Origin of the sequence: Klebsiella sp. HN106, assembly GCF_051209435.1 — a bacterium.
GTDB classification, from domain to species: Bacteria; Pseudomonadota; Gammaproteobacteria; order Enterobacterales; family Enterobacteriaceae; genus Klebsiella; species Klebsiella oxytoca.
On record NZ_JBLURD010000010.1, the window covers coordinates 1 to 25,724 of the forward strand.

The 25,724-nt window shown below is 55.4% G+C and carries 20 protein-coding genes, 1 pseudogene and 1 riboswitch; of the genes and pseudogenes, 5 read left to right on the plus strand and 16 right to left on the minus strand.

Annotation, left to right across the window (positions count from 1 at the left end; all coding sequences use genetic code 11):
- Positions 1–145: 145 nt before the first annotated feature.
- The 3 genes from araD to araB form a co-directional block, all read right to left on the minus strand.
- Positions 146–841: an L-ribulose-5-phosphate 4-epimerase gene (gene araD, locus ACSIPU_RS20540; RefSeq protein WP_017145008.1), complete on the minus strand. Its 696-nt coding sequence runs from the start codon at positions 839–841 to the stop codon at positions 146–148.
- A gap of 184 nt (positions 842–1,025) precedes the next feature.
- Complete coding sequence (araA, locus tag ACSIPU_RS20545; RefSeq protein WP_004110533.1) at positions 1,026–2,528, minus strand: L-arabinose isomerase; 1,503 nt, start codon at positions 2,526–2,528, stop codon at positions 1,026–1,028.
- 10 nt (positions 2,529–2,538) lie between these two features.
- Positions 2,539–4,248, minus strand: a complete 1,710-nt coding sequence (gene araB / locus ACSIPU_RS20550) for a ribulokinase (RefSeq protein WP_142475534.1) — start codon at positions 4,246–4,248, stop codon at positions 2,539–2,541.
- Between the two features lie 337 nt (positions 4,249–4,585).
- On the opposite strand from araB, the gene araC reads away from it, so the two are divergent.
- The gene (gene araC, locus ACSIPU_RS20555; protein WP_004098545.1) at positions 4,586–5,431 is read left to right on the plus strand and encodes an arabinose operon transcriptional regulator AraC; all 846 of its coding nucleotides are present in this window, start codon (positions 4,586–4,588) and stop codon (positions 5,429–5,431) included.
- A 128-nt stretch (positions 5,432–5,559) separates the two neighbouring features.
- The gene (locus tag ACSIPU_RS20560) at positions 5,560–6,327 is read left to right on the plus strand and encodes a DedA family protein (RefSeq protein ID WP_004108185.1); all 768 of its coding nucleotides are present in this window, start codon (positions 5,560–5,562) and stop codon (positions 6,325–6,327) included.
- Here the strand turns inward: ACSIPU_RS20560 and thiQ are convergent.
- From thiQ to sgrR, 4 genes are all read right to left on the minus strand, one after another.
- The gene (gene thiQ / locus ACSIPU_RS20565) at positions 6,314–7,015 is read right to left on the minus strand and encodes a thiamine ABC transporter ATP-binding protein ThiQ (RefSeq protein ID WP_016807509.1); all 702 of its coding nucleotides are present in this window, start codon (positions 7,013–7,015) and stop codon (positions 6,314–6,316) included. The genes ACSIPU_RS20560 and thiQ overlap by 14 nt on opposite strands.
- Positions 6,999–8,609, minus strand: coding sequence for a thiamine/thiamine pyrophosphate ABC transporter permease ThiP (thiP, locus tag ACSIPU_RS20570; protein WP_049121329.1), 1,611 nt, complete (start codon positions 8,607–8,609; stop codon positions 6,999–7,001). The genes thiQ and thiP overlap by 17 nt, the downstream gene beginning before the upstream one ends.
- Positions 8,585–9,568: a thiamine ABC transporter substrate binding subunit gene (gene thiB / locus ACSIPU_RS20575; protein ID WP_023329242.1), complete on the minus strand. Its 984-nt coding sequence runs from the start codon at positions 9,566–9,568 to the stop codon at positions 8,585–8,587. The genes thiP and thiB overlap by 25 nt, the downstream gene beginning before the upstream one ends.
- Positions 9,569–9,599: 31 nt before the next feature.
- Positions 9,600–9,762, minus strand: a riboswitch (TPP riboswitch).
- Between the two features lie 37 nt (positions 9,763–9,799).
- A complete protein-coding gene (gene sgrR / locus ACSIPU_RS20580; protein ID WP_004108174.1) occupies positions 9,800–11,455 on the minus strand; it encodes an HTH-type transcriptional regulator SgrR in 1,656 nt (551 codons plus the stop codon).
- Positions 11,456–11,542: 87 nt separating this feature from the next.
- On the opposite strand from sgrR, the gene sgrT reads away from it, so the two are divergent.
- Positions 11,543–11,695, plus strand: coding sequence for a glucose uptake inhibitor SgrT (gene sgrT / locus ACSIPU_RS20585; RefSeq protein ID WP_004108171.1), 153 nt, complete (start codon positions 11,543–11,545; stop codon positions 11,693–11,695).
- Between the two features lie 228 nt (positions 11,696–11,923).
- The gene (locus ACSIPU_RS20590) at positions 11,924–13,108 is read left to right on the plus strand and encodes a sugar efflux transporter (protein ID WP_004108168.1); all 1,185 of its coding nucleotides are present in this window, start codon (positions 11,924–11,926) and stop codon (positions 13,106–13,108) included.
- Between the two features lie 46 nt (positions 13,109–13,154).
- Here ACSIPU_RS20590 and ACSIPU_RS20595 read toward each other — a convergent pair whose 3' ends face one another.
- Positions 13,155–14,465 (minus strand): MFS transporter, encoded by a 1,311-nt coding sequence (locus ACSIPU_RS20595; RefSeq protein ID WP_032728895.1) that lies wholly within the window; start codon positions 14,463–14,465, stop codon positions 13,155–13,157.
- 231 nt (positions 14,466–14,696) lie between these two features.
- Here ACSIPU_RS20595 and ACSIPU_RS20600 point away from each other — a divergent pair.
- Positions 14,697–15,592 (plus strand): annotated as a pseudogene (locus ACSIPU_RS20600) (LysR family transcriptional regulator).
- Positions 15,593–15,630: 38 nt separating this feature from the next.
- Here ACSIPU_RS20600 and aroD read toward each other — a convergent pair.
- From aroD to leuA, 8 genes are all read right to left on the minus strand, one after another.
- A complete protein-coding gene (gene aroD, locus ACSIPU_RS20605; protein WP_004108159.1) occupies positions 15,631–16,386 on the minus strand; it encodes a type I 3-dehydroquinate dehydratase in 756 nt (251 codons plus the stop codon).
- A gap of 33 nt (positions 16,387–16,419) precedes the next feature.
- On the minus strand, positions 16,420–17,634 hold the full coding sequence (locus ACSIPU_RS20610; RefSeq protein ID WP_016807515.1) for an MFS transporter: 1,215 nt from the start codon (positions 17,632–17,634) through the stop codon (positions 16,420–16,422).
- A gap of 11 nt (positions 17,635–17,645) precedes the next feature.
- On the minus strand, positions 17,646–18,509 hold the full coding sequence (locus ACSIPU_RS20615; RefSeq protein WP_004108154.1) for a shikimate dehydrogenase: 864 nt from the start codon (positions 18,507–18,509) through the stop codon (positions 17,646–17,648).
- A gap of 10 nt (positions 18,510–18,519) precedes the next feature.
- Positions 18,520–20,553 carry an oxidoreductase gene (locus tag ACSIPU_RS20620; protein WP_004108151.1) on the minus strand — a complete coding sequence of 678 codons (2,034 nt, stop codon included), beginning with the start codon at positions 20,551–20,553 and terminating at the stop codon, positions 18,520–18,522.
- A gap of 405 nt (positions 20,554–20,958) precedes the next feature.
- A complete protein-coding gene (leuD, locus tag ACSIPU_RS20625) occupies positions 20,959–21,564 on the minus strand; it encodes a 3-isopropylmalate dehydratase small subunit (RefSeq protein WP_049094813.1) in 606 nt (201 codons plus the stop codon).
- 10 nt (positions 21,565–21,574) lie between these two features.
- The gene (gene leuC / locus ACSIPU_RS20630) at positions 21,575–22,975 is read right to left on the minus strand and encodes a 3-isopropylmalate dehydratase large subunit (RefSeq protein WP_004108147.1); all 1,401 of its coding nucleotides are present in this window, start codon (positions 22,973–22,975) and stop codon (positions 21,575–21,577) included.
- A 2-nt stretch (positions 22,976–22,977) separates the two neighbouring features.
- Entirely contained in the window at positions 22,978–24,069 is a 1,092-nt protein-coding gene (leuB, locus tag ACSIPU_RS20635; protein ID WP_004108145.1) for a 3-isopropylmalate dehydrogenase, read from the minus strand.
- Positions 24,069–25,640: a 2-isopropylmalate synthase gene (gene leuA, locus ACSIPU_RS20640; RefSeq protein ID WP_070555823.1), complete on the minus strand. Its 1,572-nt coding sequence runs from the start codon at positions 25,638–25,640 to the stop codon at positions 24,069–24,071. Before leuA ends, leuB begins: the two co-directional genes overlap by 1 nt.
- Positions 25,641–25,724 lie beyond the last annotated feature (84 nt).

Consider the following 25,724-nt stretch of genomic DNA (forward strand, 5'->3'; position numbering starts at 1 on the left):
ATCATGGCCCGGATACGACGGTATCGTAAGAGAGGCCGGATATACGAACGCAACTTACCCCGTTACACAAAATGCAGAGATGGCTTGCATAACGGGAGGTGTCCATATACGGCTAAGCGCAGCGCGAGCCGGGGAGAGCGCGGGTTTATTGCCCGTAATAGGCTTTCGCGCCGTGCTTGCGCAGATAGTGTTTATCCAGCAGCGTCTGCTGCATCTCCGGCAGCTGCGGCGCCAGCTGGCGGCAGAAGATGCCCATATAGGCGATCTCTTCCAGCACAATGGCGTTATGCACTGCGTCTTCGGCGTTTTTACCCCAGGCAAACGGCCCGTGAGAGTGCACCAGCACGCCGGGCATTTGCGCCGGATCGATGCCTTTTTCACGAAAGGTTTCGACGATCACTTCGCCGGTTTGCCACTCGTACTCGCCGTTGATCTCGTCGTCGGTCATCAGCCGGGTGCAGGGAACCGCGCCGTAGAAATAGTCGGCGTGGGTCGTGCCGGTAGCGGGAATCGACTGTCCGGCCTGCGCCCAGATGGTGGCGTGACGCGAATGAGTGTGGACAATACCGCCCAGCGTCGGGAATGCCTGATACAGCAGACGGTGGGTCGGGGTATCAGACGAGGGTTTTTTCTGGCCTTCAACCACTTCGCCGGTCTCCAGGCTGACCACCACCATATCCTCGGCGGTCATGACGCTGTAGTCGACGCCTGAGGGTTTAATCACCAGCACGCCCCGTTCACGGTCGACGGCGCTGACGTTGCCCCAGGTGAGAGTGACCAGATTGTGCTTTGGCAGGGCCAGGTTGGCTTCGAGAACCTGGCGTTTAAGATCTTCTAACATAATGTGCTCCGAATAGCTGGCGAGTCAGCTTCTCCTCACCCCGACCCTCTCCCGGAGGGCCAGGGAGGAAGCCGTCCCGTGCCCGAACTTTTCTTCCCGGTTCAAGGGTAGGGGAGAAAAGCAGTTTCGCGCCCGAGCGGTACCCTCTCCTTATGGGAGAGGGTAAGGGTGAGGGGACGATCTCTTAGCGTTTTGAACCGTAATACACTTCGTTCCAGCGCAGCGCATCCTTGAAGGAGGGCAGGCGGGTCTCGTTGTCAATCACGGTCAGTTCGATATCCTGTAGCTCTGCGAACTGGCGCATATCATCAAGGGTCAGCGCATGGCTGAAGACGGTATGGTGCGCGCCGCCAGCAATGATCCAGGCCTCGGACGCGGTGCGCAGATCCGGATGGGCTTTCCACAGCGCATTGGCCACCGGTAGCTTCGGCAGCTCGTGCGGCGTTTTCACCGTCTCAATGGTGTTCACCAGCAGACGATAGCGATCGCCGAGATCGATCAGGCTGGCGACGATCGCCGGGCCGGTCTGGGTGTTAAAGATGATGCGCGCCGGATCGGCTTTCCCGCCGATGCCCAGCGGCTGGACGTCGAGAATCGGTTTCTCCGCGGTAGCGATGGTCGGGCAGACTTCCAGCATATGCGAGCCCAGCGCCAGATCGTTGCCTTTCTCGAAGTGGTAGGTGTAATCCTCCATAAAGGAGGTGCCGCCCTGCAGACCGGTTGCCATCACCTTCATGATGCGAAGCAGGGCGGCGGTTTTCCAGTCGCCTTCGCCCGCAAAGCCGTAGCCCTGCTGCATCAGACGCTGTACGGCGAGACCCGGAAGCTGTTTCAGGCCGTGCAAATCTTCAAAGGTGGTAGTAAAGGCGTGGAAGCCGCCCTGTTCCAGGAAGCGCTTCATCCCCAGCTCAATGCGCGCGGCATCAAGAAGGTTCTGCCGCTTATCACCGTGGATTTGCACCGCTGGCGTCAGGCGATAGCTGCTTTCATACTCATCGACCAGGGCGCTGATTTCGCCATCGGTGACCGCATTGACGACCTGTACCAGGTCGCCCACCGCCCAGGTGTTAACCGAGAAACCAAACTTAATCTGCGCGGCGACTTTATCCCCGTCGGTGACCGCCACTTCACGCATGTTATCGCCGAAACGGCACACTTTCAGGTGGCGGGTATCCTGTTTCGAAACCGCCTGACGCATCCATGCGCCGATGCGCTGATGGGCTTCTTTATCCTGCCAGTGGCCGGTTACCACGCTGTGTTGCTGACGCATCCGCGCGCCGATGAAGCCAAATTCGCGGCCGCCGTGGGCGGTCTGGTTCAGGTTCATAAAGTCCATATCGATGCTGTCCCACGGCAGCGCCGCGTTGAACTGAGTATGGAACTGCATCAGCGGTTTATTCAGGATCGTGAGGCCGTTGATCCACATTTTCGCCGGTGAGAAGGTATGCAGCCACACCACCATCCCGGCGCACTTATCATCGTAGTTTGCGTCGCGACAGATATGGGTGATCTCATCCGGCGTGGTACCCAGCGGCTTAAGCACCAGTTTGCACGGCAGTTTGGCTTCCGCATTCAGGCTGTTCACCACATGTTCTGCGTGCTTTGTCACCTGGCGTAGCGCTTCAGGGCCATACAGATGCTGGCTACCGATAACGAACCACACTTCATAATTATCAAAAATTGTCATTTTCATGTCCTTAATGGGTGAAGGCTGCCTGAGATTGCGGCGCGGATTCCGCTTTTGCAGTCGAAGGGAGGTAACGTTGTTCCGCGCTGAGCGACCACTGCTGGTAGCGCTGATAGAGTTGTTCAAAACGTTGCGCCTGCGCCGGGCGAGGCTGCAGGGTGCTTTCCACCCGGCTGGCCATTTGCTCCTGCGCGGCAGGAATATCGTGGTAGACGCCGGCAGCAACGGCGGCGAAGATAGCCGCGCCCAGCGCGCAGCACTGATCGGACGCGACGATTTGCAGCGGGCGATTCAGCACATCGCAGCAGGCCTGCATGATCACCGGGTTTTTGCGCGCGATGCCGCCGAGCGCCATCACGTTATTGACCGGGATCCCCTGTTCGGTGAAGCACTCCATAATGGCGCGGGCGCCGAAGGCGGTGGCGGCAATCAGCCCGCCGAACAGCGCCGGGGCGTCGGTGGCGAGGTTCAGATCGGTAATGACCCCTTTCAGACGCTGGTTGGCATTCGGCGTACGGCGCCCGTTAAACCAGTCCAGCACTACCGGCAGGTGGTCGAGAGACGGATTTTTCGCCCATGCGTCGGTCAGCGCGGGCAGCAGCTGTTTCTGGCTGGCTTTGATCTGTTCTTTAAGTTCCGGGTGGGCCTGCGCCAGCTGCTCCAGCGGCCAGCCGAGAATGCGGCCAAACCAGGCGTAGATGTCGCCAAAGGCGGATTGCCCCGCTTCCATACCGATAAAGTCAGGCACGACGCTACCATCAACCTGGCCGCAAATGCCCTTTACCGTGCGCTCGCCAACGCTCTGTTTATCGGCGATCAGAATGTCGCAGGTGGAGGTGCCGATAACTTTAACCAGCGCATTTGGCTGCGCTCCGGCGCCGACGGCGCCCATATGGCAGTCGAATGCGCCGCCGGAGATGGCGACGGTTTGCGGCAGGCCCAGACGCGCGGCCCATTCGGCGGTCAGCGTGCCGACCGGCAGATCCGCAGTCCAGGTCTCGCTGAACATCGGGTAGGCCAGGTTCCGGTTAATTATCGGGTCAAGTTCATCGAAGAACCCGGCTGGCGGCAGGCCGCCCCAGCTTTCATGCCAAAGGGATTTATGCCCGGCGCTGCAGCGGCCGCGGCGAATATCCTGCGGGCGCGTCGTCCCGGAAAGCAGGGCCGGCACCCAGTCGCACAGCTCAATCCACGACGCGGCGGCCTCGGCGACGGCGCGGTCCTGGCGAGTCACGTGGAGGATCTTGGCCCAGAACCATTCGCTGGAGTAGATACCGCCGATATAGCGGGAGTAATCTTCTTTGCCGGGCTGGTGGCACAGGCGGGTAATTTCCTCCGCCTCCTCCACCGAGGTATGGTCTTTCCACAGCACGAACATGGCGTTGGGGTTGTTGGCGAACTCATCGCGCAGCGCCAGCACGTTGCCGTCAGCGTCGATGGGCGCGGGCGTTGAGCCGGTGCTATCAACGCCGATACCTACGACGGCAGCGCGCTGTTCGGCGCTAAGGGCGGCGAGGACGCTTTTCAGCGCGGCTTCCATTGATTCGATATAGTCGCGTGGATGATGGCGGAACTGGTTGTTCGGGCCATCGCAGAATAGCCCCTCCTGCCAGCGCGGATACCACTCGACGCTTGCGGCGAGCTCTTCGCCGGTCGCGCACTCTACCGCCAGGGCGCGTACTGAATCACTGCCAAAATCGAGGCCAATCGCAATTGCCATACTGTTACTCCATGCTAAAAATCATTCATGGTGCAACAGTAGATATCTGGGCTGAAAACCGTCAGGCCGTATTCGCTAATCTTATGGACTATATTGCTGTGAAGCTGCAAAGTGTGACGCCGTGCAAATATTCAATGTGGACTTTCCTGCCGTCTTTATAGACACTTCAGTTATGTGCCCAAAGCGCCTGAATTGTGCGCCATGCTCAGTTTTTGCCGAGATGAGGCGGGTTTTAATCCGATTTCTAACGCGCATCGCAGTACGGGTCTTCAGCCTGAGGATAAAATGCAAGGTATGGACAATTGGTGTCCTTAATGTCTCCGGGAGAGCAGAGTTTATGGCTGAAACGCAAAACGATCCTTTGTTGCCGGGTTACTCTTTTAATGCCCATCTGGTGACGGGCCTGACGCCGATTGAGGCCGACGGCTATCTGGATTTCTTTATTGACCGTCCGCTGGGCATGAAGGGCTATATCCTTAATTTGACGATCCGCGGCGAAGGGGTGATCAATAACCACGGGGAGCAGTTTATCTGCCGCCCCGGCGATATGCTGCTGTTTCCGCCGGGAGAGATACACCACTACGGCCGCCATCCCGATGCCCGCGAGTGGTATCACCAGTGGGTCTATTTCCGGCCGCGCGCCTACTGGCATGAATGGCTTAACTGGCCAACGATTTTTGCCCAGACCGGCTTTTTCCGCCCGGATGAGCAGTGGCAGGCGCGCTTTGGCGAGCTGTTCGGGCAGATTGTGGAGGCCGGGCAGGGCGCGGGGCGTTATTCCGAGCTGCTGGCGATCAATCTTATGGAGCAACTGCTGCTGCGCCGTATGGAGGCCATCAATGAATCGCTGCATCCGCCGCTGGATAACCGGGTGCGCGATGCCTGCCAGTACATCAGCGATCATCTGGCGGACAGCCATTTCGACATTGCCAGCGTCGCCCAGCACGTGTGCCTGTCGCCGTCGCGCCTGTCGCATCTGTTCCGCCAGCAGTTAGGGATCAGCGTACTGGGGTGGCGGGAGGATCAGCGCATTAGCCAGGCCAAGCTGCTGCTGAGCACGACGCGGATGCCGATCGCTACCGTTGGCCGTAACGTCGGTTTTGAGGACCAGCTCTACTTTTCGCGCGTGTTTAAGAAATGCACCGGCGCCAGCCCGAGCGAGTTTCGCGCTGGGTGTGAATAAAAAGTAAAGAAAGTGAAATGATGGCCCGGATTTTTAACACAGCCAGTAAACTATACAAACAAATGATGGCTTGACGAAGTATGAACGGCTCCGGAGAATCCGTGCTTCGTTTTTAAACCGGGTACATTATGCAAGCATTGCTGGAACACTTTATTACTCAATCGACGGTCTATTCCCTGATAGCCGTTCTGCTGGTCGCCTTCCTCGAGTCGCTGGCGCTGGTGGGGCTTATCTTACCGGGAACGGTGATGATGGCCGGATTGGGGGCGCTGATCGGCAGCGGAGAGGTTAACTTCTGGCAGGCGTGGCTGGCGGGGATTATCGGCTGTTTGCTCGGCGACTGGATCTCATTCTGGCTTGGCTGGCGGTTTAAAAAGCCGCTGCATCGCTGGTCTTTTTTAAAGAAAAACAAAGCGCTGCTGGATAAAACCGAACATGCGCTGCATCAGCACAGCATGTTTACCATTTTGATTGGCCGCTTTGTCGGGCCAACGCGCCCGCTGGTGCCGATGGTCGCCGGGATGCTGGATCTGCCGGTCGCGAAATTTATCCCGCCGAATATCATCGGCTGCCTGCTATGGCCGCCGCTCTACTTCTTACCGGGGATACTAGCCGGGGCGGCAATTGATATTCCGGCCGATGAGAATAGCGCCAGCTTTAAGTGGCTGCTGCTGGGGGCGGCGCTGCTGGCGTGGCTGGCGGCGTGGCTGTGCTGGCGATTGTGGCGCAGCGCCAAAAGCGCCGGCGATCGTCTCACCCGCTTTCTGCCGCGTTCGCGCCTGCTGTGGATCGCGCCGCTGATGGTATGCGCCGCCGTCGCGGCCCTGGTGCTCGCCTTCCGTCATCCGCTGATGCCGGTCTATCTCGACATCCTGCATAAGGTTATTTTGCGCTAATTCCCAGTAGCGCCGAGGCGCTGCTGCTGCCGTTGAGCAGCGCGGCGGTCTCACCATCCCAGGCAATCCGTCCCTCAGCCACGACCACCGACCGCGGCGCGATACGCGCAGCATCTTCCACGCTGTGCGAGACCATTAACAGCGTCAGCTGCTGTTGCCGGCAGATGTCGGCAACCAGGGTCAGCATCTCCTGACGCAGCGCGGGATCGAGCGCGGAGAAGGGCTCATCCAGCAGCAGTACCGGCTGTTGGCGTACCAGACAGCGCGCCAGCGCCGCACGCTGACGCTGGCCGCCGGAAAGCTCGCCCGGCAGCCGCTCTAACAAGGCGTCGATTCCCATCTGTCCGGCAATGGCCTGCAGGCGGGCGGTCTGCGTCGCGTTCAGCTTGAGCCCCGGATGCATTCCCAGAGCAATGTTCTGGCGGATGGTGAGATGGTTAAACAGATTATTTTCCTGAAACAGCATCGATACCGGGCGACGCGCGGGCGGCGTGTAGGTATGGGGCTGACCATCGATCTCGATACTGCCGCTGGCAGGCGGCAGAAAACCGGCAATCAGGTTCAGCAGCGTACTTTTCCCGGCGCCGCTGGGGCCAAGAACCGCAATGCGCTCACCGCGTTCGACGGCAAGCGTGAAACGCATCGGCAGATGCTGATAAAGCCAGGTCACATCATTCAGTTTTAGCATCGCGTCCCGGAAGTTTTTCAATCACGCTAAAGAGTAAAAAGCACAGCAGCAGAAGCAGGAGGGCGGTGACAGCGCCGTCCTGGCTGCGATAAGAGCCAATTTGCTGATACAGATAAAAGGGCAGAGTACGAAAATCTTCGTTGCCGAACAGCGCTACGACGCCGAAATCGCCAATCGACAGCACACAGGCGAAGGCCAGCGCCTGGGCCAGCGGCCGTTTTAAAGCGCGAAGCTCGACCACCCGGAGGCGGGTAAAGCCGTGCATCCCCAGCGACTCGCAGAGGGTACCGTAGCGGGCGGCGATATCGCGCATCGGGTTTTCCAGCACCTTAAGCGCGTAGGGGATCGCCATCAGCGCATTGGTGAAAATAACGATGGCGTCGGCGGATTCCGGCAGGCCCACGCTATTATTGAGCAGCAGGAAGAAACCGGTGGCCAGCACGATGCCCGGCATGGCGAGGATCAGCATGCCGCTCAGCTCAAGCGCCTGACCGGCGAGAGGGCGACGGCGGGCGCGGAGCTCACGGCTGCTCCACAGCAGCATCATGGTCAGGATGACGCTTAAGAGTCCGGCGGCAAGGGCGATACGCAGCGATGTCCACAGCGCCTGCCAAAGCGCAGGCTGCTGCAGCACGCTAAACAGATTGCTGTTCAGCCCGTCGCCTATCACCGCCAGCAGCGGCGGTAGCAGCAGCAAAAGCGCAGCGCCGATCAGCGCCGTGTCGCACAGCCGGCTATATAGCCGGTCGTCGGGATCGCGCCAGCCGCGGATATGACTGGCCCCGATGGCGAGCGCTTTACTCAGGCGCTGGCTAAGCAACACCAGCCCGAGACAGCAGATCATCTGGATAAGCGCCAGCATCGCCGCGCGCGCCGGGTCGTAGTCGAAATTGAGAGCCTGGTAAATCGCCAGCTCGATCGTCGTGGCCCGCGGTCCTCCGCCCAGCGACAGCACGGTTGCAAAGCTGGCGAAACAGAGCATAAAGATCAGCGCCGCAACGGGCGGGATTTGCCGCCGCAGCCACGGCCATTCAACCAGCCGGAAAAAGACGTAGCCGCGCATGCCGAGCTGGGCGGCGATTTGCCGCTGCTCGCCGGGGATATTTTCCAGCGTCTGCAGCAGCAGGCGCGTAGCCATCGGCATATTAAAGAACACGTGCGCCAGCAGGATCCCCTGTAGCCCGTAGGGCGAGAATTCCCACTGCCAGCCGAACGCGTTGCATAATTCAGCCAGCCATCCCTGACGACCGTAGACGCTCAGAATACCGAAGACCGCCACCAGTACCGGCAGGATTAAGGTCATCGCGCAAAGGCGCAGCAGCAGCGTGCGCCCGGGGAAACGTCGCCGGTACAGAGCGCGGGCGAGGAAGATTGCCGGTAGCACCGAAAAAAGCGCGGAAAGGAAGGCCTGCCAGAAGGAGAAACGCACCACGTGCCAGAGATAGCCGTCGCTGATAAGCGCTTTCCAGGTGGTCTCCGGGGCGCTGAACCATAGCGCCAGAAAGGCGGCCAGCGCCACGACGACCAGAACGATGGCCGCCGTGAGTCCCGGCAGGAGCCAGCCGAAAGCTAGCGGCTGACGGCGCGTTGCCATGCGCTAATCCAGTTCTGACGTTCGGCGGCCACCTGTTGCGGTGTAAATTCGAGGGTCGTCTGCGGTTTCATCAGCGCGTCAAAGCCTGGCGGAAGCGCAACCTGAGTGACCGGATACATCCAGTTGCCGGTGGGGATCGCATTCTGGAAGCCCGGCGATACCATAAATTTGAGGAATTTTTCCGCCAGTTCCGGCTGCTTGCTGGCCGCGGTGCGGGCGGCGACTTCGACCTGCAAATAGTGTCCTTCAGCGAAGTTTGCCGCGGCGTAGTTATCCTTCTTCTCTTCGATAATGTGGTAAGCCGGGGAGGTGGTGTAGCTCAGCACCAGATCGCTTTCGCCTTTCAGGAACAGGCCGTAGGCTTCGCTCCAGCCTTTGGTGACGGTGACGGTTTTCGCCGCCAGCTTCTGCCAGGCTTCCGGCGCTTTATCGCCGTAGACTTTTTGCATCCACAGCAGCAGGCCCAGACCCGGCGTGCTGGTACGCGGATCTTCATAAATCACCCGCCATTTTTGCTCGCCCTCAACCAGCTCTTTCAGGCTCCTGGGCGGATTTTTCAGCTTGTTTTTATCGTAAACAAAGGCGAAATAGCCGTAATCGAACGGGACGAAGGTGTCGTTGTTCCAGCCGCCGGGTACGTTCACCGCGCTGGCAGGGACGCCGCTTTTGGCGAACAGCTTACTTTGCGAAGCCGCTTCCAGCAGGTTGTTATCCAGCCCCAGCACTACGTCGGCTTTGCTGTTTTTGCCTTCCATCCGCAGACGATTGAGCAGCGAGACGCCATCTTCCAGCGCCACGAACTTCAGCTCGCAGCCGCAGTCGGCTTCAAAGGCTTTTTTAACCGCCGGGCCAGGGCCCCAGTCGGCGGAGAATGAGTCGTAGGTATAAACGGTGAGCAGCGGTTTGGCAAAAACGGGCGCGGCGGCCAGCGCCAGCAGGGGGAGTAATTTTTTCAACACTTTGCACCTCAGAAAAAGGGGTGGCAAAGGATTTTGAGAGGGCCTCAAATCCCTTCGCCGGCGTTATCCGGATCAGGTTCGACGGGTATTTTCTCAGCCCATACGCTTTATCTTCGGGTTGTTTCCGCGCTAACCGCGCGTTGAAGCAACTTGAATGAGATTGCGTATGTTTATTAGCACCCCGTTGAGAACGGCAGTTAGTGTAATGATTTTGTCAGCGGACTGAAAGCATTACGGCTCCGGCGGCGCGAACCACGCGGATTTAAAGTCAAACCAGCCGAGCGTGTTCATACGTACGCCGCGCATACTGCGCTGCCCCTGGATCATCAGCCAGTGGTGAATGAGCGGCACCACGGTTTGATTGGCCAACAGCTGCTGGCTCCAGGTCGCCGGATTCAGCTCACCCGCGCGCCAGCGAGCGGCGTCCTGCTCCCAGTCGATGGGGATACAATTGCGAATCAGGGGAACTTCATACAGCCAGGCAAACAGGGAGAAATCGATCGGCAGCGTAAAGTTGGCGCTGTTGAGCCATACGTCGCTGACCACCTCACCGCGGTGCCACTCCTGATACTCCAGCTCCTGGATCTCCAGCTTAACCTGATGCTCGGCCAGCAGCGTCGCCATGATCCCGCCCATCACGCGATGCTCGACGTGGTCCTGGTAGTAGGTCAGCCTGACCGTTTCAAGACCGGGCGGTTTTTCACAGGCGTGGCTGCGCGCATGATGCCAGCGGGGCAGCAGGCCATACGCCGGGAACCAGTTGCCCTGATAGTGCTCGCCCGCGTGATAGAGCAGATTAGCGGGCTGGAATACATAGCTTAGCCACTGGCGTACCGCGCTGTTCGCGCCGAGCGGGCTACGGGCATCGAACAGCAGGTAATAACACCCCTCTTCCAGACGGCTTTCCACCGCCTTTTCGCTTTGCGTGGTGCCCTGTAACGTTAACCCACCGTTGGGCTCTTCGCTGATTTCCGGCAGAACCCAGACGTTCACTTCATCGATCAGTGCCCGGTAGCCGAAATAGTCATCGAAGGCGTGAATTTTGAGCTGGTTCTGATTATTACGCACAACCGAGTAAGGCCCTGTCCCCACGGGGATGCTGGAGAAATTCTCCATCGTACGCCACTCATGCGGAAGGATCATGGCCGGTACCTGGCTTAACAACCACGGTAGCCAGCGGTCGGGTTGGCTGAGATGAATGTCGAGAGTCCAGGCGGTGGGGGAGTCGATACGCTCGATGTGAGAGAAGAGCGGCAGCGTGTTACTGCGCTGCAGGGAGGTGATGACATCCTCCATCTCCAGCTCACGCCCATGGTGAAAATGAATGCCTGGACGCAGAAAAAAACGCCAGTGGGTCGGCGCGATCTGCTGCCAATGGTGAGCAATATCGGCTTCCAGTTCCCCATTTTCCTCATTTACTCGCGTCAGGGCGCTAAAAATCTGCCGGGCAATATGGGTTTCCGAGCGGCGCAGCGCGCTGCCGGGCAGCAGATTTTTCATCGGCCGGTAGTAGAGCACGCGCAGGATATGCCGACCCTGGCGAAAGCTGCGGCCTAAATGGGAAACCAGCATTTGGCGGACGGCGGCTTTATCGCCAACCAGCTGCACCAGCTGATCGATTCTGTCCTGCTCCAGCAGATCTTCCGCCCTCTGCTGCTGCAGCGCGAGACCGGTATAGAGAAAAGCGAGCCGGGAACGCTTGCCGCGTCCGGCCTCCGCCTCCCAGGTCAGCCAGCCGCGCGCCTCCATCATGTTGAGTAAGGTACGCATATGACGACGCGAGCAGCTTAGCATCTCTGCCAGTTCATTCAGCGTTGTCTCCTGCGACTTGCCGTCGCAGCACTGCCACAGGCGGATGAACTGCTGTTGTAAACGACCGGAAGACATAAAAGGGGAACTCCTGATAAAAACTCAGCAATTTATTACTTCCTATATTAAGTCAATAATCAACGTCGATGAAGCGAGGAGGTGAATATGATGGGGTCAACCATTAAACAGTTCTACCAACGCTACTTTTCTGCGACGCAGGATGCGTCATGGCTGGCCCGCCTGATGGCAGGAAGACAGCAGGAAATTCTCGGCGAACTGATGCAGTGGGGAGTTACGTCGCAGGCCTCTGATCATTGACTTGCAGACATCATGTGTGACTGAGTATTGGTGTTATACTCGTCGTCTTTCAAGCTGCAGGTGCGTTGGCTGCGCCCGCTCGCCCAGGTCACATAGTTATCTATGTTCCCAGGGACTTACGTTCTGGCCGCCTGCCCGCAACTCGAAATCCATAGAGTATAGAATCACCCGCCAGCAGAAAACTTCTGCTGGCTTTTTTCGTTTTCTTCGCGTGCTTAAGGATATTTCATGCTGTGGTTAATGACGATGGGTCGACGTCTTAACGGCGTTTACGCCGCTTTTATGCTTGTCGCTTTCATGATGGGAATCGCAGGCGCGCTGCAGGCGCCGACGCTCAGCTTATTTCTCAGCCGCGAAGTGGGCGCGCAGCCTTTCTGGGTAGGGCTATTCTATACGGTTAACGCCATTGCCGGCATACTGGTCAGCCTGGCGCTGGCTAAGCGCTCCGATAGTCGGGGCGATCGCCGACGGCTGATTATGTTTTGCTGCCTGATGGCGGTGGGAAACGCGCTGCTGTTTGCTTTTAATCGCCACTATCTGACGCTGATTACCTGCGGGGTTATGCTGGCCTCCGTGGCGAATGCCGCGATGCCGCAGCTTTTTGCTCTCGCGCGGGAATATGCTGATAGCTCGGCGCGTGAAGTGGTGATGTTCAGTTCGATAATGCGTGCGCAGCTCTCTCTGGCATGGGTTATTGGCCCGCCGCTGGCCTTTATGCTGGCGCTGAACTACGGCTTCACCACCATGTTTTCGATTGCTGCCGGGATCTTTGTTATTAGCCTGGCGCTGATTGCTTTCAAGCTGCCCTCGGTCGCCCGCGTTGAACAACCCTCGGAAGGCGCTGAAGTTCTGGTACAGGCCGGAGGATGGCACGATAAAAACGTACGCATGCTGTTTATTGCCTCGACGCTGATGTGGACCTGCAACACCATGTATATCATTGATATGCCTTTGTGGATCAGTAGCGATCTTGGCCTTCCCGATAGCCTCGCGGGGATTCTGATGGGCACCGCCGCCGGGCTGGAGATCCCGGCGATGATCCTGGCGGGCTATTACGTTAAGCGCTGGGGGAAACGCAAGATGATGGTGACTGCGGTGGCGGCGGGCGTGCTGTTTTATATCGGTCTGATTCTGTTTCACGACCGCGTGGCGCTGCTGGTGTTACAGCTGTTTAATGCCGTGTTTATCGGCATTGTTGCCGGCATTGGCATGCTGTGGTTTCAGGATTTGATGCCCGGACGGGCGGGCGCCGCGACGACGCTGTTTACCAACAGTATCTCTACCGGGGTGATTCTGGCCGGGGTGATTCAGGGCGCACTGTCGCAAAGCTATGGGCACGCCAGCGTCTACTGGACAATTGCCGCTATCTCGCTGGTGACGCTATTTATGACCAGCCGGGTGAAAGATATCTGATTGTCGTTACCGCCCCGGCTGGCTACCGGGGCAGCGTCCCGGCGGGTTATTTCAACACGATCCTTTTTATATCGCCGATAATAAAAATATAAGCGATAACGCCAATTAGCGCGGTTAAACCGATATAAATCAGCGCGTAGAAAAAATTACCGGTCATGGATATGATGACCCCGATAATTAACGGGGTAATAATTGATGCCATATTTGCGCAGAAGTTGAAGATCCCTCCGGTGAGTCCGCCCATGTTTTTAGGCGCAATGTCTGAAATAAGCGTCCAGCCGAGTCCAACCATGCCCTGACCAAAAAAAGCGATCGACATAATAATAATAACAGCGGTGTTACTCTCGACCCAGTTAGCAATGATGATGCAGCTCGAAAGCAGCAGCCCGGAAATAATGGGTAGCTTTCTGCTAATATTTACGGAACAGGTTTTCTTTAAGATTTTATCGGATACCCAACCGCCGAAAAAGATACCGATAGCCGCGGCCAGGAACGGCCAGGAGGCGAAGAAACCCACGTGAAGCCACGGTAAATGGCGTTCGTTAGCCAGATAAGTGGGGAACCAGGTCAGGAAGAAAACCAGCGTGGTGTTACCGGCAAACTGCCCCAGGCTGGCGCCGATAATCTGTCGGCAGCACAGCAGGCGTTTGGCATCGGGCCAGTTAAACGGGATATTTTCATCGGCGCTAGCCGTATTTTCTACGCCGATATATTCCAGCTCTGCTTTATTTGCAGTCTTTGATTGATGCGGTTCATGATAAAATTTCCACCACACAAAAGTGAATGCAATGCCCAAACCGCCGGTCAGGAAAAATAGCGTTCTCCAGCCATGATGCTCCAGAATTAAAAAAAGTAGCGGGGAGAATGCGGCCAGCCCAATATATTCACCGACGGTGTAAGTCGCCGTTGCCCGAGCGCGTTCATGCTGGGGAAACCATTTACTCACGACCCGACTATTCACCGGAAAGCAGGGGGCTTCGCTGATGCCTAAACCTAATCGCAGCAGCAGCAATGATTTTAAGCCTACGGAAAAGCTTTGTAATAGGGTAAAGGTTGACCAGAAGAAAATAGAAAGCGCGTAAGTTAATTTATTACCGAAGCGATCTAAAAACATTCCCCCGGGAATTTGCGCCAGCGCGTAGGTCCAGGCGAAAGCGGAAAAAACGATACCCATCATCGCCGGGTCGATATGGATTTCGCTCGTTAACTTAGGTGCAACAATACCTAAAATAGTACGATCGAGATAATTTATCATCGTCCCGATCGATAGTAACATTAAAATTACAATTCGCGTTTTAGTTCGCTTTTGCGTGGCCGACGGCAAAATCGGCCGTTCCTGAGCATTGAGTGTCCTCATAGAGAGTTCCTTTAAAGTTTAAAATATTTTTGCATGTATTTATGCATGCAGAAATACTCTGCTTAAGTATTGACTCTATCGATGATTGGTCATGCCTTGTTACCCCTGGAACGAAATGGTAAAACAATATTTGATATGACTCCGATATTTCTCCTTTCCGGCTCATCATAGATAGCTTGTATGGTATATTAAGCACATTAGTTTTATTTTTATATTATACGAGCAAAAATAATGAACCTAAAGCAACTTTATTATTTTAAGCGACTGGCAGAAACTGAGCATTACACTGAAGCTGCCTCCAGCCTTTTTATCACCCAACCGTCCCTCAGCCATGCCATATCTGAACTGGAGAAAGAGCTGGGAGTGGCGCTATTTGCCAGGAAAGGGCGCAATGTCAAGATTACGCAGAATGGTAGGCGCTTTCTGCCCTACGTGGAAGATGCGCTGGCCTCGTTAGAAAATGGCCGTATGACGTTGCAAAAAAATAGCGCTGAGAACAAAGAAAATATTCGCATTGCATTTATTTATACCATGGGCGAATATGTTGTTCCGCAGTTAATTAACAAATATTCGCTGTCACCATCTCGTCACAATGTGACATTTTCTTTTACTCAGGGAACCTCGTTAACCCTTCTCCAGGAACTGAAAGCCGGAAAAAGCGATCTGGCTATTTGTTCCTATATTGCGGATGAACCGGATATTGACTTTATTCCTATTATTCAACAAGAACTGGTCGTAGTGACGGCAAAAATCATCCTCTGGCCAGGCTTTATGAAAATGAAGTCGACCTGGTGGAGACGATCCACTACCCCTATATCTATTTTTCAGAAAATAGCGGTCTGCGACCTTTTATTGATAACGTGTTTATGCAGCAAAAACTGGTTCCGGATATTGCCTGCTACGTTGATGAGGATACGGCGATGGCGGGGCTGGTTAGTATTGATTACGGTATTGCGATTATGCCGAGAATTTCCGCGCTGTCGTATTACAACGTGCATATCCTGACGATCAAAAATGCCATTCCTCCGCGTTATATCTATCTGGCGACCATGAAGGAGCGGGTACTTTCCCCGGCCATTCAGTCATTTAAAGATGTCATTATTAATGACAGCCAAAAAATCAGATAACAAGATGCCCGGAGGGTGACCTCCGGGCGATGGTTTCATCAGGAAAGAATATCCATCAGCTCACGCAGCTGGGTAATGGCGATTTGCCCTGGCGCAGAAGCCTGACCGACGGTGCCAAAGGTCATTGCTGAACCGAACAAACGGCCGGTTACCCGGCTCACGCCGCCGGATTTACCCATCGACATCGTGATTAATGGGCGAGTGGCATACTTCTCTTTCATCGTCAGCGTTGCCGAAAGCAGGGTCAGAACATCTTGCGGCGACTGTGGCATAACCGCGATCTTCGGCAGGTCAGCACCAAGATCCTGCATGCGACGCAGACGGTAGATGATATCTTCCTGAGCTGGCGTTTTATGAAAATCGTGATTGCTCATGATAACTTTAACGCCCGCAGCGTGGGCATCGCTCACCAGCGAGCGAATTTGCGCTTCGTCGTTGAACAGCTCGATATCAATCACGTCGGTCAGACCGCTAACGGCCGCCTGGCGATTCAGCTCAAAATAGGCTTCGTCGCTGATTTCCGTTTCGCCACCCTCTTTTTTGCTGCGGAAGGTAAACAGCAGAGGAATCTCTTTCAGCAGCTGGCGAATTTCGCCCAGCGCCAGCAGAACCTGCTCAGTTTCTCTGACCTGGGTGAAGTGATCGACGCGCCATTCGATAATATCGGCTCCAGCGGTAGCCAGCGCGCGTGCGTTAGTCTGCAGCTCGGCAAGCGTTTTGCCGATCAGCGGTACGCAGATTAAGGTTTCCCCTTCCTGGAAGGTGATGTTTTTTACTGTTACTGCTTTAGTCATGTTGGTATCCATTATTCTTTTTGTCATTGACCATCAGGCGGTTGCTGCAACGCGGGATGTTTTTGCAGCGGCGCGAACCTGAAGCTGACGATAACCGATGTACAGGGCGATCACAAAGCCGACGATAGCGATCAGAAGATCGAACCACATAATGCTGGCGATACCAATCTTCGACAGTTTTGCCGTAATTAGCGGGATCGTAAAGCTGGCCAGACTTCCTGCGGTATAAAAGATCCCGGTGGCTTTGCCTTTCCCGTTCGGAAAGCTCATGGCCATGATGGTCGCGCCTATCTGCAGCACGCCGCCTGCGGCGGCAAAGCCGATGATAAAGGCAAAGCCGGTCACAATCATTGGCGTCGGGAACAGGCAAACGATCAGCAGTGAAATCATCGACAGGAAAGTGTAGATGATCATAGCGACGGCTGAGCTGAATACCTCTTTAACAAAAGCCGCAGTGACGAATACGCAGGTCAGTGAACCGGCAGTATAGACGCTCAAGAGTTTAATAGCCGACTCGTGAGGGATGCCGGCAACGAACTCGCCGTACTGCGCTAACCACTGGCTTACCAGATAAAAAGTCGCCATACCGATATAGCCGTACAGGGTAAAGATGACCATATCCAGTTTGCCGGAGTCCGCCTGCGGAGCGGCGGCGGCAGTCACTGATTTCTCTGCGGTTTCCTTTTTCGCCCGATGATCCGGGAAAGGCATTTTTATCAGGTAGACCGCGCTCAGGATCATTAATGCTGCAGCGATGATAAACGACCACCCGTACCACATATTCGCCCATATCAGCGCACCGATAATGAACGGCAGCAGGAACTGCCCGGCAGAGACAAAGGCTTTGATCAACACATTAGCCCGGCTGGCGGAGTTAGGGAAAGACTCCATCAGCGCCGGATAGGTACCGGAGTCGAGGAAGCTGTTCGCCAGGCCCGCCATAATGCCGCAGCAGTAGGCCAGATAGATGTTTTTCGTCAGCAGAATACCGAGGAAGAACACCACATAACTGGCTATGCCGAGATAGATAAAGGGTTTACGACCAAAACGGTCGGACAGGAATCCTGTCACGATCGTGGCGAGCTTACCGATCCCGAGCGACGAGATAACGATGGAGACGCCGGCAGCGTCGGTTCCCCATTGTTCCTGCAGATTCGCCATATTGAGGGTAATTAACAAAACCCCCATACCGTGGATCAGATAGTTAAGATATAGCCCAGCTGCCGTTGGGACATATTGATTTTTCATCGCGCCCATCCTTAGAACAGGATATTTTTGACGTGTTCAACCGGCATTTCTTTGCCTGTCCAGATTTCAAAAGCGCGCGCGCCTTGCCAGAGCATCATCCCCAGACCGTTGATGGTGCGGCAGCCTTTTTTCTCAGCCACTTCCAGCAGATAAGTTTTGCGCGGGTTGTAGACCACGTCAGAAACGATCAGGTCCGGGCGCAGGAAGCTGTCGTCAGGCAGCAGCATCTGGCCTTCAAACGGTTTCATCCCCACGCCGGTGGCGTTGGTCAGAATGACGCTGCTGTCGATTTCCGCGCGCAGTTTGTCATGATCGTCCAGATCGAACAGGTGGATCTCGCAGTTGGTGTTATTACGGATTTTGGCAACGGTCTGTTCTGCGTTGGCGAAGAATTTATCTTTGCGGTTGAAGATGGAGATCGCTTTGACGCCATCAAGCGCGGCCTGAACGCAGAGCGCGGTTGCCGCACCGCCAGCGCCCAGAACGGTCATCTTTTTGCCGATGATATCAATGCCTTCTTCTTTGAGCGCGCGCATATATCCGGTGCCATCGGTGATATGGCCGGTCAGGACGCCATTGTCGTTCACCACGGTATTCACCGCGCCAACCAGTTCTGCCGCCGGCGAGAGTTTGTCCAGATACTGGCAAATCTCCGTTTTGTTCGGCATGGAGACGTTACAGCCGCGCAGTTTTAATGCACGAAAACCCTGTACGACATCTTTCAGCTCTTCATTACCTACTTCGAACGCCAGATAAACGTAGTCCAGTCCCAGATGGGCAAAGGCTTCGTTATGCATAGTCGGCGACATGCTGTGACGAATCGGGGTCGCAATCAGGCCAATCAGCTCGGTGTGTCCAGTAATACGTTCTGCCATGATAAAGTCCTCAATATGTTAGAAATGGAATTTTTGTCGATTCGCGGTTGCCGAGAGCGCCCATATCTTCAAGGGTGTCCAGCACGTTGCGCCCTTCGCGCACGCCATCAATGATTCGCCGGGCCATCAGGCTGTCGCCGATGTTCATTATTTTTACGTTATTGGCTCTGGCCCATTGTTCAATCTCAGTGAGACCGGCGGTATTGGCGCGCATTCCCAGGCAGACGAAGCCGTAATCAAAAGGAATGTCAAAGGTGCCATCCGCATTTTTAACGGTGAAATGCGTTGGGGTGACGGCAACCAGCTGCGTACGCATGTGCTGTTCCACGTGATGTTCATCGAGCATGGTCAACATGGCATTTTTAGTAATGATGTCCAGGTCGCGTCCCGGCGCGTCCTGCATCTCGATAAGCACGGCGCTGGCGCCGCGCGCGGAGAAGTATTCAATAACATCCAGACCTACGGCGCCTGCGCCGACGACAGCGATGCGTTTACCTGTAGCATCGGCAAACTGGTCCAGATGATGAATCATGTTGGTGATGGAGAAGACGTTTCCGCCTTCGACATCGATGTTCTCGCGCAGTCCTTCAATTGGCGGCAGCAGAGGAACTGAACCGGTTGCGTTGACGATTAAATCCGGGCGAAGAGCGGAAACGGATGCCACGGTGGCGCGCTTGCCGACCTGCAGCATCAGGTTATCGAGCGAGGCGATACGGTTTTTCATAAACTGCGGAAAATCGGCGATACGCTTTTTCTCCGGCAGCAGGGAGATCTCGCTGGCCAGTCCGCCGATGCTGTGCTTCTCTTCCAGCAGCCAGGTATGGCAGCCGACTTCCGCCGCGGTGCAGGCCGCTTCCATTCCCGCCGTACCCGCGCCGATAACCACGACGTTGGTATCGCGGATAACGCGCTGCTGTTTATAGGCATCGCCGTGGATAATATCCGGGTTAATCGAGCAGCGCAGAGGGCGGGAGCGGGCGATGCGGTGATCCGCGCAGCCGATGTTGCAGGAGATGCATTTCCGCATCAAACGCTCGTTACCGCTCTGCACTTTTTGTACCCACTCCGGCTCGGCGATCAGTCCGCGGCCAATGGCTATCAGGTCAGCATCGCCGCTGGCGATAATATCTTCAGCGACTTTCGGGGTACGGATATTGCCGGCAATTACCGTTGGCTTGTGGAATTTGTCGCGTACCGCACGGGAGAGATAGCGCTTCCAGCCATCTTCCAGAGACATCTGGTCAATCTGGAAATTCAGGTTGTCGTTTTGCGCGGCGGAGACGTTGATAATATCGACTTTCTCCTGGCACAATTCGAGGATCCGCAAGGAATCTTCGAGCGTATTCCCGCCCTCCAGGAAGTCATCGGCGCTAATACGCAGGCTGACCGGGAAACGCGGACCAACGCAGGCGCGTACCTTATCGACGATTAAGGTTAATATTCTGGCGCGATTCTCTACGCTGCCGCCAAATTCATCGGTACGCTTATTAAACAGCGGTGATAAAAACTGACTAATTAAATAAGAGTGGCCGGCGTGAATTTCCACACAGTCGAAACCAGCGCGGCGAACGCGCTCCGCAGCATCACCAAACTTATCGACGGCATGATATATCTCGTCGTGCGTCATCGGACGGGGAATATTACCGTTCTTTTTGGACGGCGTGCTGGAAGAGGAAAGCGGCATTTCGCCGTTCAGGCGATATGCATAGGCCGATGCGCCAGCGTGGTTTAATTGAATACCGACGCAGGCGCCGTGTTTATGTAAGGTTTCGGTTAATTTGAACAGGCGCGGAATATACTGATCGTTATCGATACGCAGCTGGGTTGTGCCATTAGAAGCGAATGGAAAATCGATACAAATATTCTCGATAGTGATGAGTCCTGTGCCGCCCCGCGCGCGTAGCTCATAGTAGTCAATCTGTTCCTGAGTGACTTCACCGTTCAGGCTCGCCAGGTTGGTCCCCATTGGCGGCATAATGATGCGGTTTTTTATTGTCATCCCGTTAATGGTCAACGGGGAAAAAAGATGGGGGTAGTGGCTCATATGCTCTCTCCACTGGATGCCTGATGGCCGCTATTGGGCGATCCTGGCCGGTCCAAAGTTAATATTTCTCTGTGGGGAAAGATAACGAGGCGTCCAATAGAAAAATAATGCTTTTTTTTGCGTGGAGCTATAGGGGGACTCTATGGGATTAACATTCGATTCACATATTCATGTTTTTATCTTAAATATTTCAATCGAATTTTTACTTGTACTTGTGGAATGACACAAAAAAAGTAGGGGAATGATTGAATAGATGCCCAATTGATAATGATTTATTTTTTTATCGGCAAAATTTTCTATCTATCAAATCAGTCTGGATATTATATATGTGCGCTAGATCGCATTTTCATCGGCAGAAAAAAGCCCGGATGTTCGTCCGGGCTGAGATAGCAATGGCGGTTCGCCTTAATTCATAAAAGCCGGCAGTTTTTTCTCATAGGCCGAGATGGCCTCTTCGTGCTGCAGGGTCAGACCGATGCTGTCCAGGCCGTTAAGCATGCAGTGGCGGCGGAAAGCGTCAATTTTAAAGCTCCATGATTTATCGCCAGCTTTCACGACCTCGGCTTGCAGATCGACTTCAAACTTAATGCCGGGCTGAGACTGGACCAGCTTAAAGAGCTCATCAACCTGTTCTTCGCTCAGCGTGACAGGCAGCAGCTGATTGTTAAAGCTGTTGCCATAGAATATATCGGCGAAGCTGGGCGCGATGACGACTTTAAAACCGTAATCGGTCAGCGCCCACGGCGCATGCTCGCGGGAGGAGCCGCAGCCGAAGTTTTCTCGCGCCAGCAGGATAGAGGCGCCTTTATACTCCGGAAAGTTCAGCACGAATTCCGGGTTAGGCTGTTCGCCTTTATCGTCCAGGAAGCGCCAGTCGTTAAACAGATGGGCGCCAAAACCGGTACGCGTGACTTTCTGCAGAAACTGTTTTGGAATGATTGCATCAGTATCGACGTTCGCGGCATCCAGCGGAACCACCAGGCCGGTATGTTTGATAAATTTCTCTGCCATGAGGGTTTCCTTATTTCAAGCTACGGATATCGGCGAAATGACCGGTAACGGCCGCCGCGGCTGCCATGGCCGGGCTAACCAGATGGGTGCGCCCGCCGCGGCCCTGACGGCCTTCAAAGTTACGGTTGCTGGTGGAAGCGCAGCGCTCGCCCGGATTCAGGCGGTCGTTGTTCATCGCCAGGCACATAGAGCAGCCGGGTAAACGCCACTCAAAACCGGCTTCAATAAAGATTTTATCCAGACCTTCCGCTTCGGCCTGCGCTTTCACCGGGCCGGAACCAGGAACGACCAGCGCCTGAACGCCCGGCGCCACTTTACGGCCTTTAGCGATCTCGGCGGCCGCGCGTAAGTCTTCGATGCGCGAGTTGGTGCAGGAACCGATAAAGACTTTATCAATCGCTACTTCGGTTAACGGTACGCCAGATTTCAGCCCCATATAGGCCAGCGCTTTTTCCGCGCTTGCGCGCTCTACCGGGTCGTTGAACGATGCCGGGTCCGGGATGATGTCGGTGACGGATATCACTTGCCCTGGGTTGGTGCCCCAGGTGACCTGCGGAGCAATATCTTCCGCCTGCAGCGTGACAACGCTGTCAAACGTCGCGCCATCATCGGTAGTCAGGGTCTTCCACCAGGCGACGGCTTCGTCAAAATCCTGGCCCTTCGGCGCGTGCAGACGGCCTTTCACGTAATCGAAGGTGGTTTGGTCTGGCGCTACCAGGCCCGCTTTCGCGCCCATTTCGATCGCCATATTGCACAGAGTCATACGGCCTTCCATGCTTAAATCACGGATGGCTTCGCCGCAAAATTCGACAACATGACCGGTGCCGCCGGCGCTGCCGGTTTTACCGATAATCGCCAGAACGATATCTTTGGCGGTGATGCCCGGGGCTGCTTTACCCTTGACCTCAATCTTCATGGTTTTGGCGCGGCCCTGCTTCAGCGTCTGCGTTGCCAGAACGTGCTCGACTTCGGAGGTGCCGATACCGAATGCCAGCGCGCCGAATGCGCCATGGGTTGCCGTATGGGAGTCGCCGCAGACGATGGTCATGCCCGGCAGGGTCACACCCTGTTCCGGCCCCATCACGTGCACGATGCCCTGGTAAGGGTGATTCAGGTCATACAGTTCAACGCCGAACTCTTTGCAGTTTTTAATCAACTCCTGCATCTGGATACGCGCCATTTCGCCGGACGCATTAATGTCTTTAGTTTGCGTCGATACGTTGTGATCCATCGTGGCGAAGGTTTTACCCGGCTGGCGTACCGGACGTTTATGGGCGCGCAGGCCGTCAAACGCCTGCGGCGAGGTCACCTCGTGAACCAGATGACGGTCAATGTACAGCAGCGGGGTTTCGTTTTGCGCTTCATAAACGACGTGAGCATCAAACAATTTTTCGTATAACGTCTTCGCCATGATTACACCCCTTCAGCGACATAGCGGGCAATGATATCGCCCATTTCATCGGTACTGACCGCCGCCGCACCGCGCGCTAAATCGCCGGTACGTACGCCTTCTTCTAATGCGCGGTTGATCGCGTTCTCAATCGCAGTGGCCGCGTTGTCGGCATCCAGGCTGTAGCGCAGCAGCAGCGCCAGCGAGAGGATCTGCGCGATAGGGTTAGCGATGTTTTTGCCGGCGATATCCGGCGCGGAGCCACCTGCTGGTTCATATAAACCAAAGCCTTGCTCGTTGAGGCTGGCTGACGGCAGCATGCCCATCGAACCGGTAATCATGGCGCATTCGTCAGACAGGATGTCGCCGAAAAGGTTGGAACACAGCAGAACGTCGAACTGAGACGGATCTTTAATCAGCTGCATGGTGGCGTTGTCGATGTACATATGCGACAGCTCAACGTCAGGATACTGCTTACTGATTTCACTAACGATTTCACGCCATAAAATAGAGGACTGCAGGACATTAGCCTTATCAATAGAAGTCACTTTGTGACGACGTTTACGGGCGGATTCGAAGGCAATGTGCGCGATACGCTCAATCTCGAAGCGGTGGTATACCTCGGTATCAAATGCTTTTTCATGCTGACCGCTACCTTCGCGACCCTTCGGCTGGCCAAAGTAAATGCCGCCGGTCAGTTCACGCACGCATAAAATGTCGAAGCCGTTGGCGGCGATATCGGCGCGCAGCGGGCAAAACTCTTCCAGCCCCTGATACAGCTTAGCCGGACGCAGGTTGCTGAATAATTTAAAGTGTTTCCGCAGGGGCAGCAGCGCACCGCGCTCCGGCTGCTCAGCGGGCGGCAGATGCTCCCATTTCGGTCCGCCAACGGAGCCGAACAGAATTGCGTCAGCCTGCTCGCAGCCTTCAACGGTAGACTGAGGCAGCGGAGTGCCCTGACGATCGATGGCGATACCGCCAACGTCATGCTGGCTGGTGGTAATGCGCATATCAAAACGGTTGCGAACGGCTTCCAGTACTTTCATTGCCTGGTTCATGACTTCCGGGCCAATACCATCACCTGGTAAAACAGCAATATGGTAATTCTTCGACATTACACGGTTTCCTTATTGTTCTCTTTATTCTGAGCTTTGCGTTGCAATTCTTTTTCGACTTCAGCGGCGCGCCAGATATTGTTCAGGACGTGAACCATCGCTTTCGCGGAGGATTCCACGATGTCCGTCGCCAGGCCAACGCCGTGGAAGCGGCGGCCGTTGTAGTTTGCCACGATGTCCACCTGGCCCAGCGCATCCTTGCCCTGACCCTTGGCGTTCAGGTCATATTTGACCAGCTCAACCTCATAGCCGGTGATGCGGTTAATCGCCTGGTAGATGGCGTCAACCGGTCCGTTGCCGTTGGCGGCCTCAGCTTTGGTGTCTTCGCCGCAGACCAGCTTCACGGAGGCGGTTGCGATGTCGCTGGAACCGGACTGCACGCTGAAGTAATCCAGACGGAAATGCTCCGGTTCTTCCTGCTGTTTGTTAATAAAGGCTAACGCTTCCAGGTCATAGTCAAATACCTGACCCTTTTTATCCGCCAGCTTCAGGAACGCTTCATACAGGTGATCCATGTTGTAGTCGCTGTCCTTATAGCCCATCTCTTCCATACGATGTTTCACCGCCGCGCGGCCGGAGCGGGAAGTCAGGTTCAGCTGTACCTGGTTCAGACCAATAGATTCTGGCGTCATGATTTCGTAGTTTTCGCGATTCTTCAGCACGCCATCCTGGTGAATACCGGAAGAGTGGGCGAAGGCGCCGGTACCGACGATCGCTTTGTTGGCAGGAATCGGCATATTACAGATCTGGCTGACGGTCTGGCTGGTACGCCAGATTTCCTGGTGATTAATGCGGGTGTGCACATTCATAATGTCTTTGCGCACTTTAATCGCCATAATCACTTCTTCCAGCGAGCAGTTACCCGCGCGCTCGCCGATGCCGTTCATTGCGCCTTCAACCTGGCGAGCGCCGGCATGGACCGCGGCGAGGGCGTTACCCACCGCGATACCCAAATCGTCATGGGTATGGACGGAGATAATGGCTTTATCGATATTGGGAACGTGTTCGTACAGGCCGGTTATGATATTGGCGAATTCGAACGGCATGGTGTAGCCGACGGTATCAGGGATATTGATGGTCGTTGCGCCGGCATTTATCGCGGCTTCGACGACGCGGGCCAGATCGGCAATCGGCGTACGGCCAGCATCTTCACAGGAAAACTCAACGTCGTCAGTGTAGTTGCGGGCGCGCTTAACCATATAGATAGCGCGTTCAATCACTTCATCCAGATTACTGCGCAGCTTGGTCGCGATGTGCATCGGCGAGGTGGCGATAAAGGTATGAATACGGAAGGCTTCCGCGACCTTCAGCGATTCCGCCGCAACGTCGATATCTTTTTCAACGCAGCGGGCCAGCGCACAAACGCGGCTGTTTTTGATGGTGCGTGCGATGGTTTGCACGGATTCAAAATCGCCCGGGGATGAAACCGGAAAACCGACTTCCATCACGTCAACGCCCATCCGCTCCAGGGCCATAGCAATCTGCAGTTTCTCTTTCACACTCAGGCTGGCTTGTAACGCTTGTTCACCGTCGCGTAAGGTTGTATCGAAAATAATGACTTGCTGGCTCATGGTTTAGATCCTTGGTCTGTGTCCTGGCGCCTTGCTAGCGAGCATAAAAAAACCCGCGCATTGGCGCGGGTTTTATAGTCTTGC

Coding starts and splice junctions, on each gene's coding strand:
- ACSIPU_RS20560 (WP_004108185.1), top strand. CDS start 5,560: ATGCAAGCATTGCTGGAACACTTTATTACTCAATCGACGGTCTATTCC.
- ACSIPU_RS20590 (WP_004108168.1), top strand. CDS start 11,924: ATGCTGTGGTTAATGACGATGGGTCGACGTCTTAACGGCGTTTACGCC.
- leuB (WP_004108145.1), bottom strand. CDS start 24,069: ATGTCGAAGAATTACCATATTGCTGTTTTACCAGGTGATGGTATTGGC.
- ACSIPU_RS20620 (WP_004108151.1), bottom strand. CDS start 20,553: ATGAGCCACTACCCCCATCTTTTTTCCCCGTTGACCATTAACGGGATG.
- leuC (WP_004108147.1), bottom strand. CDS start 22,975: ATGGCGAAGACGTTATACGAAAAATTGTTTGATGCTCACGTCGTTTAT.
- ACSIPU_RS20615 (WP_004108154.1), bottom strand. CDS start 18,509: ATGGCAGAACGTATTACTGGACACACCGAGCTGATTGGCCTGATTGCG.
- sgrT (WP_004108171.1), top strand. CDS start 11,543: ATGATGGGGTCAACCATTAAACAGTTCTACCAACGCTACTTTTCTGCG.
- araC (WP_004098545.1), top strand. CDS start 4,586: ATGGCTGAAACGCAAAACGATCCTTTGTTGCCGGGTTACTCTTTTAAT.
- araA (WP_004110533.1), bottom strand. CDS start 2,528: ATGACAATTTTTGATAATTATGAAGTGTGGTTCGTTATCGGTAGCCAG.
- leuD (WP_049094813.1), bottom strand. CDS start 21,564: ATGGCAGAGAAATTTATCAAACATACCGGCCTGGTGGTTCCGCTGGAT.
- araB (WP_142475534.1), bottom strand. CDS start 4,248: ATGGCAATTGCGATTGGCCTCGATTTTGGCAGTGATTCAGTACGCGCC.
- araD (WP_017145008.1), bottom strand. CDS start 841: ATGTTAGAAGATCTTAAACGCCAGGTTCTCGAAGCCAACCTGGCCCTG.
- ACSIPU_RS20610 (WP_016807515.1), bottom strand. CDS start 17,634: ATGAAAAATCAATATGTCCCAACGGCAGCTGGGCTATATCTTAACTAT.
- aroD (WP_004108159.1), bottom strand. CDS start 16,386: ATGACTAAAGCAGTAACAGTAAAAAACATCACCTTCCAGGAAGGGGAA.
- thiQ (WP_016807509.1), bottom strand. CDS start 7,015: ATGCTAAAACTGAATGATGTGACCTGGCTTTATCAGCATCTGCCGATG.
- leuA (WP_070555823.1), bottom strand. CDS start 25,640: ATGAGCCAGCAAGTCATTATTTTCGATACAACCTTACGCGACGGTGAA.
- thiP (WP_049121329.1), bottom strand. CDS start 8,609: ATGGCAACGCGCCGTCAGCCGCTAGCTTTCGGCTGGCTCCTGCCGGGA.
- ACSIPU_RS20595 (WP_032728895.1), bottom strand. CDS start 14,465: ATGAGGACACTCAATGCTCAGGAACGGCCGATTTTGCCGTCGGCCACG.
- sgrR (WP_004108174.1), bottom strand. CDS start 11,455: ATGTCTTCCGGTCGTTTACAACAGCAGTTCATCCGCCTGTGGCAGTGC.